We start from the raw sequence: 13112 nt of genomic DNA, 5'->3' as shown, positions 1-13112 counted from the left end.
AATGCAGGGAATCACGTTTCCGGGGGATGGCCGAGTCGTACTCAAGGAATTCCCGGCGCCTCAACCGGGGCCGGGAGAAGTGGTCGTCCGGATGCGGGCGTCGGGGATGTGCGGCAGCGATCTCCATTTCTACCGGGGTGCAGTGTCTTTCGGGGGAAGCGCCGACACCATTCAGGGTCACGAGCCGTGCGGTGACGTACACGCCGTCGGAGAAGGGGTGTCGCCCGACACCGCTTCCGTCGGCGACCGGGTCATGATCCACCACTACTGGGGGTGCGATGTGTGCGAGCAATGTCGCTCCGGATGGCCACAGATGTGCGACCGCGGGAACGCCCAGACGATGAGCATCACCACCCACGGCGGTCACGCACCGTACGCCGTCGTGCCTGCCCGGACCCTTCTGCCGCTTCCCGACGGCCTCAGCTACAAGGCGGGCGCCGCAATCGGCTGCGGCACCGGAACGGCGTGGGGAGGCCTCATGCGGCTCGGCGACATCGGCGGGAAAACGCTGGTCGTCTTCGGGCAGGGGCCGGTCGGACTGTCGGGAACCATGCTCGCGTCGGCACTCGGGGCCCGGGTCATCGCGGTGGACGTCAACGATTCGCGACTGGAACGCGCGCGCACATTCGGCGCGAGCGAGGTGGTGAACTCGGCCGAGGTCGACCTGTCCGCGACGATCGCCGAACTCGCGGGTCGCAAAGGCGTGGAGATGATCCTGGAGACGTCGGGCGTGGCGGGCGCCGACGCGCTGAGCATCCTCGGCAAGTGGGGACGGGCGTGCTTCATCGGCCTCCCCGGCGAGGTGCACTTCAGGACGGAGGAACAGTACAAGAAGCAGTGGACGATCATGACGTCCTGGACGATGTCCACGATCCAGCAGCGGCGCTGCGCCGAGTTCGTCGTCGAGCACGGACTCCCCATCGACGACCTCTACACCCACAGCTGGTCGCTGGACCAGGCCGTCGAGGCATACCAGTGGTTCGACAAGCAATTGGACGGCAAGGGCGTCTTCGAATTCTGATCCCGCCCCGGTCACCGAATAGACGACAACGACCGCCTGCGGCCCGCAGCCGGACGGGAGGAGAACAAATGCTCACCCAGAACGAAACATCGCGTACGCTACCCGCTTTCATCCAGGGGTCGAAGAAAAACCTGATCGGCGGCAAGTGGGTCGACGCCGCATCCGGCCGGCAGATCGACACCGTCAATCCGGCGACGGGGCAGGTACTCTGCCGCATCGCCGGGGGTGACGCCACGGACGTCGACCGTGCCGTCGCGGCGGCTCGCCAGGCCTTCGAGGGCGAATGGAGTCGTTGGACGCCGCATCAGCGCCGCAAGCTGATACTGAAGATCCACGACGTCATCCTCGACAATTTCGACGAATTGGCGATGATCGAGACGCTGGACATGGGAGCGCCGCTGAAGCGAACGGCGGGACTCGCGGAGTGGACCTCACAGGTTCTGCAGTTCTTCGCATCCCAGTGCGATGCCGCGACCGTGTCGACACCCCCGAACTCGCTTCCCGGGGATTTCCTCACCCTCAAGTCCCTCGCCCCCGTCGGCGTGGTCGGCGGAATCATTCCGTGGAATGGCCCGCTGATCGGCCTGTGGTGGATCTTCGGCCCGGCCCTCGCCACCGGGTGCACCGCCGTCCTCAAACCTGCCGAGGACGCGTCGCTGTCGGTGCTGCGCGTGGCCGAGCTGATGATGGAAGCCGGTGTACCCGACGGCGTCGTCAACGTCGTGACGGGATACGGCGCCGACGCGGGCCAGGCCCTGGCTGAACACCGGGACGTCGACCGGATCGCGTTCACCGGATCGATCGGCACAGCGCAGAACATCGTCCGCGCGTCCGCCGGCAACCTCAAGCGTCTGCAACTGGAGTTGGGCGGCAAGTCTCCCGACATCGTCTTCGCCGACGCTGATCTCGACAAAGCCGTGCCCGGCGCCGCCATGGGTGTGTTCACCAACAGCGGGCAGGTCTGCGTCGCCGGCACCCGGATCTTCGTGCAACGTCCGATCCACGACGAGTTCGTCGAGCGCATCACGGAGTTCACGAAGACCATCCGGGTGGGAGACGGTCTCGACCCGAATACCCAATTGGGACCGCTGATTTCGGAGCGGCAGCTCGATCGGGTCATGCACTACATCGACGTCGGCGGCGGCGAAGGCGCGCAGCTGGCCAGTGGCGGCAAACGTCTCGGCGGCGAACTGGCATCGGGCTTCTTCGTCGAACCGACCGTGTTCGCCGGCGCGTCGAACGACATGACCATCGCCCGAGAGGAGATCTTCGGGCCGGTCGCGTCGGTGATCCCGTTCGACGACGTCGACGACGCACTGCAACTGGCGAACGACACCCCGTTCGGGCTGGCGGGCGGCGTATGGACCCGCAGTCTGTCTACGGCGCACAAGGTCTCGCAGAACATCAAGGCCGGAACGATTTGGGTGAACTGCTACGGCGTCCTCGACCCGGCCATCGGTTTCGGCGGCACCAAGATGAGCGGTTACGGTTGGAAGGGAGCAAAAGAACACGTGGAGGGCTATCTGTACCCGAAGGCTGTCTACATCAACCTCGACTAGCTAGGGCGAGGGCTCCACGACACGCTCGACACCGAGGAGGACCGATGCCCGCCCGCGGTGAATCGATGATCGAGCGAGTCGTCGAGGTGCTCGAGTCGTTCAAGGGGGCGGGCGGCCCCCTGACGGCGTCCGAGATCGCGCGCAAGACGGCGATCCCGATGCCATCGGCGCATCGGATCGTGGCCGAACTCGTCGACGTGGGTTTCCTCGAACGCGACCCCGACCGCAGGCTGCGCATCGGCACCCGCCTGTGGGAGGTGGTGGCCCGGTCGTCGAGTGCCCTCACGCTCCGAGAGGTCGCCCTGCCGTACATGGAGGACCTGCGGGCGGCGGTGCAGACCCCCACCTTGCTGTCGGTACTCGACCGCAACGACGTCCTCAACCTGGAAACCCTGTCGACGCGGAAACCGGGTGTCACCAACGTGACCCAGCCGGGTGTGCGGCTTCCCGCGCTGGCGTCTTCCCCGGGCATCGTGCTGGTCGCGTTCTCCCCGCCGGAGGTGCGGGAGCACATCCTGGCGACCGGCAAGATCACCCGATTCACCGAGCACACCGTCGTCGACCGGGCCGAACTGCTGCGGATCGTGAACGAGACCCGGCGCACCGGTTACGTCGTCGCCCGCCGCTGGATCGCCCCCGACTCGACGGCGGTCGCCGTGCCGATCCTCGCCGACGACGGCACCGCGATCGGCGCGCTGTCGGTCACCACCGCGTTCGGGGCCGACGCGCCGTCGACCTTGCTGCCCGCACTGCACGCCACCGCCCTCGGCATCTCACGCGCGACGCGCACCGCCGACGGGCCACGGTTGGCGCTGCTGAAGCAGCAGATCCGGCACGCGACCGAGGTGCCCTGACCGGACTCGCCTTCTCGGTAGGCGAGAATCCCCCTATCCCCGAGCCCGGGCATGCGCGACCTTCTGACATGAACCGGGACGCCGACTTGCGTTGCCGACAGCCACATCTCGACGCGGAAGAGGGACGACATGACGAAGTTCACGGTCCAGGGCTCGGAAGATCCGATGAGCACCCTGTGCCGGATGGCGGTGCAGACCGACTACGACGATCTCCCGGCCGAGGTCGTCCGGCATGCCAAGCACACCTTGCTGGACTGCATGGCCGTGATGATCGGCGGCTCGGGGATGGACGGGATTCCGGCGATCGTTGATCTGGTCAAGGACAAGGGCGGCGCACCGCAGTCGGTCCTGCCGTTCTACGGCGGCCGCGTTCCCGCAGCCGAGGCGGCACTGGCGATCGGCCCGATGCCGCGCGCGATGGACTGCGGCGATCTTCATGAAGAAGCAGGGCACATCAGCGAATACATCGTTGCCAGCCTGCTGGCGGCCACCGGGCTGCGGCCGGACGTCACGGGGAAGGAATTCCTGACGGCGCTGGTCGTCGGGCAGGAGACGCTGATCCGCGTGGGCTCGGCCTACAAGGTCATCAGCACCGCCGTGAAGTCCCACGATTGCGGCGGCCACTACATCTTCGGGGCTGTCGCCGCCGTCGGTAAACTCCTCGGCTTCTCCCAGGAACTGCTCGAGAATGCCCAGGGCATCGCCCGCACGATGACCCAGCCGCACACGATGGCGATCTATGCACCGGCCACCCTGATGGTCCGGGTGCACCACGGCCTCGTCTGTCAATCGGCGATCACCGCCTGCCTCCTCGCGGAGAAGGGCATCACCGGCCCCCGCCGGGAGGTGCTGACCGGCCCCAACGGATACCTGCGCACGGCCCGCTGGGAGACGGACCCCGAGCTACTCACCCGGGATCTGGGCGAGCGCTGGGAGACGACGAACATCACCACCAAGGGGTACAGCGCCTGCTATTTCTCACACTCCTCCATCGACGGCATCCTGGATCAGATGCGCACGCACGGCTTCGGCCCCGACGACATCGCCGCCGTCCACGTCGACGTCTCCACCTCCGGATGGCGCGCCGTGTGCGAACCGACCGACGTGAAGTGGCACCCGCGCACGGTCCCCGAATGCCAGTTCAGCCTCCCCTACGCCGTCGCGACCGCCGCGGTCGACAAGAGTGTCTTCGTGCAGTCCTACACGGACGAGGCACGGCACCGTGAGGACGTCCGAGAGCTGATGTCGAGGATCTCCGCTACCGAGGACCCGTCCGTGTCGGACTGGGGCGCACGGCTCACGACCGCGCTGCGCGACGGCCGCGAGATCACCACCGAACACGTCTACGTCAAGGGGCACCCGAACAACCCGTTCAGTGAGCAGGACTTCGTCGACAAGTTCCGCAAGTGCGTGCCGTACTCGGTGCTTCCGCTGCCAGAGCAGGTGGTCGACACGATGATTCACGACGTGCTGTACCTGGACAAGGTGGACGACGTGGTCGCCTCCCTGCTCCTGCCGCTGACGCCGGGAAACTGACCCTTCCCGGCGCCCGGTTCTTGTTCCTACTGTGGATCCATGGACATCGCCAAGGACCTCAAAGAGTTCTTGATGACCCGGCGGGCGAAAATCACTCCCGAGCAGGTGGGCCTGCCGCCCGGCCGCCGACGTCGGGTGCCGGGCCTGCGACGCGAAGAGGTTGCGCAGTTGGCCGGGGTCAGCATCGAGTACTACACGCAGATCGAACGCGGGAACGTCGCCGGTGTCTCCGACGACGTTCTGCACTCCGTCGCCCGGGCCCTGCGACTCACCGAGGAAGAAACGGCGCACCTGTTCGACCTGGTGCGGGCCGCCGGCTCCGCGCGGTCGCCGCGTCGGGTCGACCGGACGATCCCCGACGGCGTACAGGCGCTGATCGACGGCATGGTCGACTCGCCGGCGGTCGTGCTGAACGGGCACCTCGACATCGTCGCCGCCAACCCGCTCGGCCGCACGCTGTACGCGCCGGTCTTCGCGCGGGCGACGGGAGTGCCGAACCTCGTCCGGTTCATCTTCTTCGACCCGCACGCCGACGACGTGTTCCCGGAGTGGAACACCGCGGCCGACGACGCCGTGGCCCTGCTGCGGGTGGAGGCCGCACACTCACCCCACTCGACCGTCGTCACCGGGCTCGTCGGCGAACTCGCTACGCGGAGCGAGGAATTCCGTACCCGCTGGGCCGCCCACGACGTGAAGGCGCACCGGCACGGTGTCAAACAGTTCCGGCATCCGGACGTCGGTGACCTGTCGCTGACCTTCAACGTCTTCGACATCACCGGCGCGGCCGGATTGTCCCTCGTCGGGTACACCGCGGAACCGCAGTCGCCGTCCGAGCAGGCCCTGCGACTGCTCGCGGTCGTGACCGCGACCGATCGCGCCCCCGCCGGCCCCGCCACCGATACACCCTCCACGACAACCGAATAGGGCGCTATCGGTCCTGCCAAGTGACAACCTCGTCGAGTGACGCGCGTGCCGTCCGGTAGCTGTTCGCCGGGTGGTCGAGGTCGGCGTAGCCGAAAGAGATTCCCACCAGAATCTTGCGGTCGTCCGCGATGCCGAAATGCTCACGGATGAAAGGAGACTGGCTCGCCAGGGCGGCCTGCGGAATCGTGGCGATCCCCAGGCTCCGCGCCGCGAGCAGGAGTGTGCCCAGGTAGAGCCCGGAATCCACCGCGCCGTACACACCCTGCTCGGCGTCGGTCGTGATGATCGCGACGTGCGGAGCGCCGAACAGGCGGAAGTTCTCGAACGACTGGCGCGCGGACGCGGCGCGGTCACCGCGTTCGACTCCCACGGCCTGATACAGCTGCCACCCGCTCGCCCGGCGCCGGTCGCGGTAGACCCCGCGGTACTCCGCGGGCGGATCGAATTCGAACGAGGCACCGTGCTGCTGCGCGTACTCCGCGAGACCGTCCCGGAACCGCTCGGTTCCCGCACCGCTAGTCACGACGACCTGCCAGGGCTGCGTATTGCACCACGACGCGGACCGCTGCGCCAGCGTGAACATGCGCTCGATGAGCGGTTGCGGAACCTCGCGCGGCTCGAACGCGCGGCAACTCCACCGTGTCGCCAGCAGGTTCTCCAGCACGGCGGACTCGTCGTCGACGGGATCCACCACGATCCCTTCGGTCGATACATCGGCAGACATCGATTACTCACCCATCGTCGTTCGAATACGGAATATGTGTGCCCCGGGCACGATCAGGCTCCGGGCTCGACGAACAGAACGTCCGCCTGCACCAGGTCGTCGATCTGCTCGGCGGAATACACCTCCGAGGCGACGTCGCGGCTGTCGGCGCCGACCCGCGGCGCGGTGCCCGCTCGATCGGGGCGTTCACCCGCGAACCGCCACGGCGGCCGGATCAGCGCCAGCCCGTCCTGCTGCCGTTCGACCAGTTCGAGCCATTCCACCTGCTCGTGCTCGACGAATCCCGTCATCGACAGCACCGGGGCGAACGGCACGTCCGCAGCGGAGAGGGCGTCCTCCCAGTGCTGCAGCGACTGCTGCTCGAACTCGGCTTCGACGATCTTGGCCAGCTCGTGGTAGTTCGACTCCCGGGACCGGTACTCCGCGAAGCGGGGATCCTCGGTGAGATCCATCCGGTTCATCGCCGTGCACAGCGAGCGCCAGAACTTCTGCGAAGACGACAGGTGGACCGCCAAATACTCCCCGGTGGCGGTCTTGACGCAGAAGTTCTGCGCCTGCGGATGCCGGCTCTGCCGACTCGGGTCGTATCCCAGTTCGAAGGACTGCGTGATCCCATCGGTCGCCAGCACGCTGACGGCCTCCATGATCGACGTCTCCACGTGTTGCGGCGATCCGGTACGCAGCCGTCCGACCAGCGCCGCGAGGACGCCCGTGGCCGTGCTCAAACCGGTGATCAGGTCCGCGCTCAATCCGCCGGCCAGTTGTGGCCGGGCGTCGTCGCCGAACAGGGAGTAGAGTCCGCCGAACGCATGCCCGATCGTGTCGTAGGCGGGGCGACTAGCCAGCGGGCCACCCGAGCCGAACCCGGTCACCGACCCGTAGACGAGGTCGGATCGCAGCGCGCGGCAGTCGTCGGGCCCGAGGCCCAGCGCCGCCAACTTGCCGGGCCGCAGGTTCTCGAGGACCACGTCGAAGTGCGGGACGAGGGCCTTGACCAGCGCGACGCCTTCAGGACGCTTCAGGTCGATCGACAGGCTCCGCTTTCCGGTGTTGTACTGGCGGAAGTAGGGGCTGCCGTCGTTCTGGTGGCGGCGGAAGTCCTCCCCGACGACCGGCTTCTCCACCTTCACCACCTCTGCGCCGAGCGCGCACAGGATCGACGTGGCGAACGGAAGAGCGATGTAACCCCCGATCTCCAGGATGCGGATCCCGTCGAGCGGCTTGTGCTGCATGGGCGTGCCTCCGTGTGTCGCGAGTAACAATATAATACATTATCCACCATTCGGTGGATGTCAAGACGGGATCGCGTGCTTTCGATACCCCGCGCTTTCGATAGCCACAGTGCGTCTCCCTCGCGTGCGCGCGGGAGACCCTGCCTACAGGGGGGACCAGCAGCCTCTCCTTACCGCACCGGAACCGCTCTACGCTCTGACCAGGGAGATCGCCGCGGACCTCCGCACACCGACGTCAGGAGATGACGACATGGCATGGCACAGCGACCAACTCGACACCATCGGCCACACCGAGGAACTGCACATCAGCAGCTACCGAAACGACGGCTCCCTGCGCCACTGGATACCCATCTGGGTCGTGCGCGTCGCCGACGACCTCTACATCCGGTCCGCGTTCGGCCCCGACGGCGGCTGGTACCGGAACGCGATGCGGAACAACACCGCGCGGATCAGTGCCGACGGCGTCGAGACCGACGTGACCCTGCACCTGGCCAACGACCCCGCGACGAACGCCGCGGTCGAGGCGGCGTACAAGGCCAAGTACCGCAGCCAGCCCGCCGCGCTGGAACCGATGATCGCCGACACCGCCGCCGAAACGACCGTCCGCCTCGACGCCGCCGGATAGGATTCTGGGCGCCGAGGAGGAATTCATGATGGTCACGCGGGCACGCAGCACCCACCGTGAGGTCTCGCCGCTCGAGTTGTTCTTCGACCTGGTGTTCGTGCTGGCGATCGGTCAGCTCACGCACCATCTCGTCGAACACCTGACCTGGCACGGCGCCGCCGAAACCCTCGTGGCCCTCGTTGCGGTGTGCGGGGTCTGGGCGTTCACGACGTTCGAGGTCACCCTCCTCGACATCGAACGCACCGCCACCCGGGCCGTGACGATCACGGTGATGGGCCTCGGCCTGTTCATGAACGCCGGCATCGGGCATGCGTTCGACGAAAGCCCTTGGCTCTTCATCGTTCCCATGCTGCTGGCGCTGATCGGCCCGGCCGTCTACGCGGCGGCCACCGCCCCGACGCCGAGCCTCCGCACGCACTTCCTGCACGTGCTGATCTGGTTCGCGGTCTCGGCGCCGCTCTGGGTGGCCGGCGCCGCATTCGACCCGGAATGGCGCCTCTGGCTGTGGGCGGTTGCCGCGCTCGTCGACCTCGTCGGCACCTGGAGCGCACACCCGCTGCCGGGCGGACGCACACAGACGCAGCAACTTCCGTTCGACGCCGAGCACATGCTCGAGCGGATGCGACTGTTCCTCATCATCCTGCTGGGCGAGACGGTCCTCACCCTGGGACGCGTGATTGCCGCCCATCATTCCGATGCGCTGACGCTGGCGCTGGCGGCGGGGTGCTTCGTCGCGCTCGTCTGCCTGTGGGCGGTCTACTTCGGGCGTGCAGAACAGATCGTGGAAAGTCATATCGCCGCCACCGAGAACCCGATCCGATCCGTGCACATCGGGATCAACGTGATCTACGGCGTCGTCACCGGCCTCGTCATGTTCGCCGCGGGCAGCGAGTTGGTGCTCGCCTACGCCGGCGACGACCGGGCAGGGGTCGGCGGCGTCCTGATGCTCGCGGGTCCGGCGATCTACCTGCTCTCGCACGCGATCTACTTCCGGCTCACCACCCACACCGGCTGGGTTCCGCGCGCCGTCGGCGCCGCCGTGCTCGGGTCGGCCTCCGTCGCGGCGTACTGGCTGCCGTCCTACGCCGTCGTCCTCGCGCTGGTCCTCATCCTCCTCGCGGTGGCTGTGACCCTCTCCAGGGACACGTCGCCGAGCGAATCCTGAACTCGCCGTAGCTCCCTTCAGGAATGCTGGTGTGCCGAGCTGTCGGTGGCGATCCAGCTGGACAGCAGGCGGAGGGCCTCCTCGGAGGAGGAACCCGGCGCCGCGGTGAATCCGTACAGGGTGAGACCGGCCGCGCTGGCCACGTCGAGAGCCTCGAACCGCAGCGTGAGGTCGCCGACGTCCCTATGATGGAACCGCTTGGTTCCGCGCCGGTGCGCCTTGATGTCGTGAGCCGCCCAGCGAGTGCGGAACTCGTCGCTGCGGGTGGCGAGCTCACCGACGAGACCGGTGATCGCCGTCGAGTACGGCGACCGCGCCGCCTCCACCCGCAGCATCGCGACGGCGTCGTCGGCCGCGTTGTTCCAGTCGGGGAACGTCTCGTCGGCGCGGCGGTCGAGGAAGATGAACCGGGCCAGGTTGGGCGCGCCGTCCGTCCGGTCGAACACGTCGGCGTACAGCGCGCGACCGAGCGCATTGGCGCCGACGATGTCGAGGTGACCGTTCTGCACCACGGCGGGGGCGGTGATCATCGCATCGACGAGCGCCTGGACCGGCTCCGGCATCTCGACGCGCGCCCGGGCGGGCTTACGCCTGCGGGGCTTCGTCGCCGCGGCGCGGGCGAGGGTGAACAGATGCTTCGTCTCCTCGTCGTCGAGTCGCAGCGCCGTCGCGATGGCGTCCAGCACCTCATCGGACACGCCCGACACGCCGCCGCGTTCGATCTGTACGTAGTACTCCGCGCTCACTCCGGCGAGCAGTGCGACCTCCTCGCGACGCAACCCGGCGACCCGACGTCGGCCACCGGCGGGCAGGCCCACCTGGTCGGGCGTGATGCGTGCGCGACGGGTCGTCAGGAAGTCCTTGATCTCCTTGGCGATCTCCATACCAGCAGCCTAGGGACCTCCGACGGCCCGAGGGAGAGGCTGCCGGTACCCCCGATAACCGGCCTCTGGTAGCGCCCCGCGGATCGCAGCAGGGTGATGAGTGCGGGTCGAGGACATCGTCTACGACCCCCTGAGATTCAGACCGTCGGGCTCCGGCGGACGACGAAGGGAAATCAGTTCATGGCCACGGAGAGGATCGAGACCGTCAGCGTCAAGACCCCGTACTGGGACATCGCGGCGGACATCTACTTCCCGCGCGGATTCGACGACACGAACAAATACCCGGCCATCATCAGTGCACACCCGATCGGCAGCTGCAAGGAACAGACGTCCGGCAACGTGTACGGCACCGCCCTCGCCGACGCCGGGTACGTCGTCATCGCATTCGACGCCAGCTACCAGGGCGCCAGCGGCGGCGAACCCCGCTTCATCGAAGACCCGGCGCAACGGGTCGACGACTTCGGCCACGTCGTCGACCACCTCGTCACACTCCCGTACGTCGACGCCGACCGGATCGGCGTGCTCGGCATCTGCGGCGGCGGGGGATACTCCATCAGCGCCGCCAAGACGGAACGGCGGATCAAGGCCGTCGGCAGCGTCGTCGGCGTCAACTTCGGCCACCTGCTGCACGAAGCCTTCAGTGCCTACGACCCGATCGCCACGTTGGACGCGATCGCCGCACAGCGCACCGCCGAGGCCCGCGGCGCCGAACCGAACGTCGAGAACCTGCTTCCGCCCACCGTGGACGCGGCGGCCGGGATGGACCTCGACGTCGCCGAGGCCACCGAGTACTACAAGACGTCCCGCGGCGAGAAGCCGAACGGCGCCACCCGAAGCCTGATCTCACGGCGAGCGGCGGGATACGGATGGGACGCCTTCACCCACGCCGAAGTGCTTCTCACTCAGCCGCTGTGCGTCGTCGTCGGCGACAAGCCCGGCGCGTTCGGCTCCTACCGCGACGGCCTCGAGATCTACCGCCGCGCCCGCTCCGAAAAGAAACAACTCGTCGTGGCCGAAGGCTTCTCGCACTACGACCTGTACGACCAGCCCGAGCCCGTCAAGATCGCCCTCGACGCCCTGATCCCGTTCTACGACACCAACCTCTGATCGAACATCACAACCCCGTCAGAAAGAGACACAGCAATGGATAGCATCACCTTCCCCAACGGCCCGATCGCCATGGCCGGCAACCTGTTTCTGCCCGAAAACTTCAATCCGCAGAGCAGCTACGCGGCGGTCGTCACCGTGCATCCCGGCGGCGGTGTGAAGGAGCAGACCGCGGGTCTGTACGCCGCGAAGCTGGCCGAGGAAGGCTTCGTGGCACTCGCCTACGACGCCTCGTTCCAGGGTGAGAGCGGCGGCGAACCCCACCACCTCGAGGACCCGGCAGCGCGAGTCGAGGACGTGCGTGCGGCCGTCGACTTCCTGCAGAGCCTGGACTACGTGGACGCCGAGCGGATCGGTGTTCTCGGTGTCTGCGCCGGCGGTGGATACGCCGTGAACGCGGCCCTCACCGACTACCGGATCAAGGCTGTCACCACCGTCAGCGCCCTGAACATCGGCGCCTCGTTCCGACGCGGTTGGTACGGAACCGATTCCGATGCGGCCGCGGTGCCCACACTGCAGGCAGTCGCGCAGCAGCGGACCGCCGAGGCGCAGGGCGCCGACCCCGCCTACATCCCGTACGTTCCGGAACAGCCGGACGAGAGCACTCCGCGCGACCTGGTCGAGGCGCACGACTACTACCTCACCCCGCGGGCGCAGCACCCCAACGCGAAGAACAAGCAGCTGTTCACAAAGAGCATCTCGCGGATCTTCACGTTCGACGCGTTCCACCTGGTCGAGGACCTGTTCACCGCACCGCTGCTGATCGTCGCGGGCAGTGAAGCCGGTTCGCTGTGGATGTCCACCGAACTGCACAGCCGGGTCCGCAGCCCGAAGAAGCTGGTGGTCGTCGAGGGCGGCGCCCACATGGACTTCTACGACGTGCCGAAGTACGTCGACCACGCCGTGGCGGAGGCGACCCCGTTCTTCCGGGAGAACCTCGCCGCTCGCGCAGTCGAGAACTGACACAAGAGAACTGACACACCGGTCAATCAGATCCGCCCGGGCTCCCCGGATCCCCAGGAGCTCGGGCGGACTCGGCTCAACCGCCGCTGACGGTCTGCCGGTTCCGGCTCCGGTCCTTCACCGGATCCGCAATCACCACGGCGAGCAGCGCCAGAACCGCGCTGACGGCGCCGATCAGCTGAAACGCCGTCTGATAGCAACAGTCTGATAGCAACAGGACGGTGGCCCGCCAGCCGTAGGCGTTCATGACGAAGGCCAGTGCGGGGACGACGACGATCTTTGCGATGGTCGTGCCCGAGGTGCTCATTGCGCCCGGTAGTTTCCAATCTGATCGTGTGTGGTTTCCGCACTTGCCGCAAGCTGCACATCGCGTGCGAGACCGGCTGTCCGGCGTAGTCGTTCGTCCGGAAGGGTCGCGCGGTGATTATGTATCACACATTATCCATTTTTGTGAACTGGATCGCAGCGACGGCGCATTGAGACCGTCCTCACTCTTTTCTTCTCGGTGGCCGAGAAAG

General features: G+C 67.2%; 13 protein-coding genes. 9 read left to right on the top strand and 4 right to left on the bottom strand.

Features of this window, described 5'->3' with window-relative positions:
- Position 1: 1 nt before the first annotated feature.
- The 5 genes from H0B43_RS19085 to H0B43_RS19065 all read left to right on the top strand — a co-directional run bounded on the left by H0B43_RS19085 (position 2) and on the right by H0B43_RS19065 (position 5894).
- Positions 2-1021 (top strand): zinc-binding dehydrogenase, encoded by a 1020-nt coding sequence (locus H0B43_RS19085; protein ID WP_185726502.1) that lies wholly within the window; start codon positions 2-4, stop codon positions 1019-1021.
- Positions 1022-1089: 68 nt separating this feature from the next.
- Positions 1090-2580: an aldehyde dehydrogenase gene (locus tag H0B43_RS19080; RefSeq protein ID WP_185726503.1), complete on the top strand. Its 1491-nt coding sequence runs from the start codon at positions 1090-1092 to the stop codon at positions 2578-2580.
- A 44-nt stretch (positions 2581-2624) separates the two neighbouring features.
- The gene (locus H0B43_RS19075; RefSeq protein WP_252189762.1) at positions 2625-3434 is read left to right on the top strand and encodes an IclR family transcriptional regulator; all 810 of its coding nucleotides are present in this window, start codon (positions 2625-2627) and stop codon (positions 3432-3434) included.
- 129 nt (positions 3435-3563) lie between these two features.
- Positions 3564-4970, top strand: coding sequence for an MmgE/PrpD family protein (locus H0B43_RS19070; protein ID WP_185726504.1), 1407 nt, complete (start codon positions 3564-3566; stop codon positions 4968-4970).
- Positions 4971-5009: 39 nt separating this feature from the next.
- Positions 5010-5894, top strand: coding sequence for a helix-turn-helix domain-containing protein (locus H0B43_RS19065; RefSeq protein WP_185726505.1), 885 nt, complete (start codon positions 5010-5012; stop codon positions 5892-5894).
- A gap of 4 nt (positions 5895-5898) precedes the next feature.
- On the opposite strand, the gene H0B43_RS19060 is transcribed toward H0B43_RS19065, so the two are convergent.
- A complete protein-coding gene (locus H0B43_RS19060; RefSeq protein WP_185726506.1) occupies positions 5899-6618 on the bottom strand; it encodes a nitroreductase in 720 nt (239 codons plus the stop codon).
- Positions 6619-6671: 53 nt separating this feature from the next.
- Positions 6672-7850, bottom strand: coding sequence for a CaiB/BaiF CoA-transferase family protein (locus H0B43_RS19055; RefSeq protein WP_185726507.1), 1179 nt, complete (start codon positions 7848-7850; stop codon positions 6672-6674).
- A 250-nt stretch (positions 7851-8100) separates the two neighbouring features.
- Between H0B43_RS19055 and H0B43_RS19050 the strand changes: the two genes are divergently transcribed.
- Positions 8101-8475 (top strand): DUF2255 family protein, encoded by a 375-nt coding sequence (locus H0B43_RS19050; protein ID WP_185726508.1) that lies wholly within the window; start codon positions 8101-8103, stop codon positions 8473-8475.
- A gap of 25 nt (positions 8476-8500) precedes the next feature.
- A complete protein-coding gene (locus tag H0B43_RS19045) occupies positions 8501-9640 on the top strand; it encodes a low temperature requirement protein A (RefSeq protein ID WP_185726509.1) in 1140 nt (379 codons plus the stop codon).
- A gap of 17 nt (positions 9641-9657) precedes the next feature.
- On the opposite strand, the gene H0B43_RS19040 is transcribed toward H0B43_RS19045, so the two are convergent.
- A complete protein-coding gene (locus tag H0B43_RS19040) occupies positions 9658-10524 on the bottom strand; it encodes a helix-turn-helix domain-containing protein (protein ID WP_185726510.1) in 867 nt (288 codons plus the stop codon).
- A 180-nt stretch (positions 10525-10704) separates the two neighbouring features.
- On the opposite strand from H0B43_RS19040, the gene H0B43_RS19035 reads away from it, so the two are divergent.
- Together H0B43_RS19035 and H0B43_RS19030 are read left to right on the top strand one after the other, a co-directional pair.
- On the top strand, positions 10705-11631 hold the full coding sequence (locus tag H0B43_RS19035; protein WP_213015186.1) for an alpha/beta hydrolase: 927 nt from the start codon (positions 10705-10707) through the stop codon (positions 11629-11631).
- A 36-nt stretch (positions 11632-11667) separates the two neighbouring features.
- The gene (locus tag H0B43_RS19030; RefSeq protein ID WP_185726511.1) at positions 11668-12594 is read left to right on the top strand and encodes an alpha/beta hydrolase; all 927 of its coding nucleotides are present in this window, start codon (positions 11668-11670) and stop codon (positions 12592-12594) included.
- Positions 12595-12670: 76 nt separating this feature from the next.
- On the opposite strand, the gene H0B43_RS19025 is transcribed toward H0B43_RS19030, so the two are convergent.
- Positions 12671-12901, bottom strand: a complete 231-nt coding sequence (locus H0B43_RS19025; RefSeq protein WP_185726512.1) for a hypothetical protein — start codon at positions 12899-12901, stop codon at positions 12671-12673.
- Positions 12902-13112 lie beyond the last annotated feature (211 nt).

It is taken from the genome of Rhodococcus sp. 4CII, from assembly GCF_014256275.1.
In the GTDB taxonomy this organism is placed as follows: Bacteria; Actinomycetota; Actinomycetes; order Mycobacteriales; family Mycobacteriaceae; genus Rhodococcus_F; species Rhodococcus_F wratislaviensis_A.
The sequence above is the reverse complement of the archived record's forward strand: the minus strand, read 5'-3'. Positions and strand labels throughout refer to the sequence as shown.

Bases quoted from the DNA above. Each gene is read 5' to 3' on its own strand.
- H0B43_RS19085 (WP_185726502.1), top strand. From the start codon at position 2: ATGCAGGGAATCACGTTTCCGGGGGATGGCCGAGTCGTACTCAAGGAA.
- H0B43_RS19080 (WP_185726503.1), top strand. From the start codon at position 1,090: ATGCTCACCCAGAACGAAACATCGCGTACGCTACCCGCTTTCATCCAG.
- H0B43_RS19075 (WP_252189762.1), top strand. From the start codon at position 2,625: ATGCCCGCCCGCGGTGAATCGATGATCGAGCGAGTCGTCGAGGTGCTC.
- H0B43_RS19070 (WP_185726504.1), top strand. From the start codon at position 3,564: ATGACGAAGTTCACGGTCCAGGGCTCGGAAGATCCGATGAGCACCCTG.
- H0B43_RS19065 (WP_185726505.1), top strand. From the start codon at position 5,010: ATGGACATCGCCAAGGACCTCAAAGAGTTCTTGATGACCCGGCGGGCG.
- H0B43_RS19060 (WP_185726506.1), bottom strand. From the start codon at position 6,618: ATGTCTGCCGATGTATCGACCGAAGGGATCGTGGTGGATCCCGTCGAC.
- H0B43_RS19055 (WP_185726507.1), bottom strand. From the start codon at position 7,850: ATGCAGCACAAGCCGCTCGACGGGATCCGCATCCTGGAGATCGGGGGT.
- H0B43_RS19050 (WP_185726508.1), top strand. From the start codon at position 8,101: ATGGCATGGCACAGCGACCAACTCGACACCATCGGCCACACCGAGGAA.
- H0B43_RS19045 (WP_185726509.1), top strand. From the start codon at position 8,501: ATGATGGTCACGCGGGCACGCAGCACCCACCGTGAGGTCTCGCCGCTC.
- H0B43_RS19040 (WP_185726510.1), bottom strand. From the start codon at position 10,524: ATGGAGATCGCCAAGGAGATCAAGGACTTCCTGACGACCCGTCGCGCA.
- H0B43_RS19035 (WP_213015186.1), top strand. From the start codon at position 10,705: ATGGCCACGGAGAGGATCGAGACCGTCAGCGTCAAGACCCCGTACTGG.
- H0B43_RS19030 (WP_185726511.1), top strand. From the start codon at position 11,668: ATGGATAGCATCACCTTCCCCAACGGCCCGATCGCCATGGCCGGCAAC.
- H0B43_RS19025 (WP_185726512.1), bottom strand. From the start codon at position 12,901: ATGAGCACCTCGGGCACGACCATCGCAAAGATCGTCGTCGTCCCCGCA.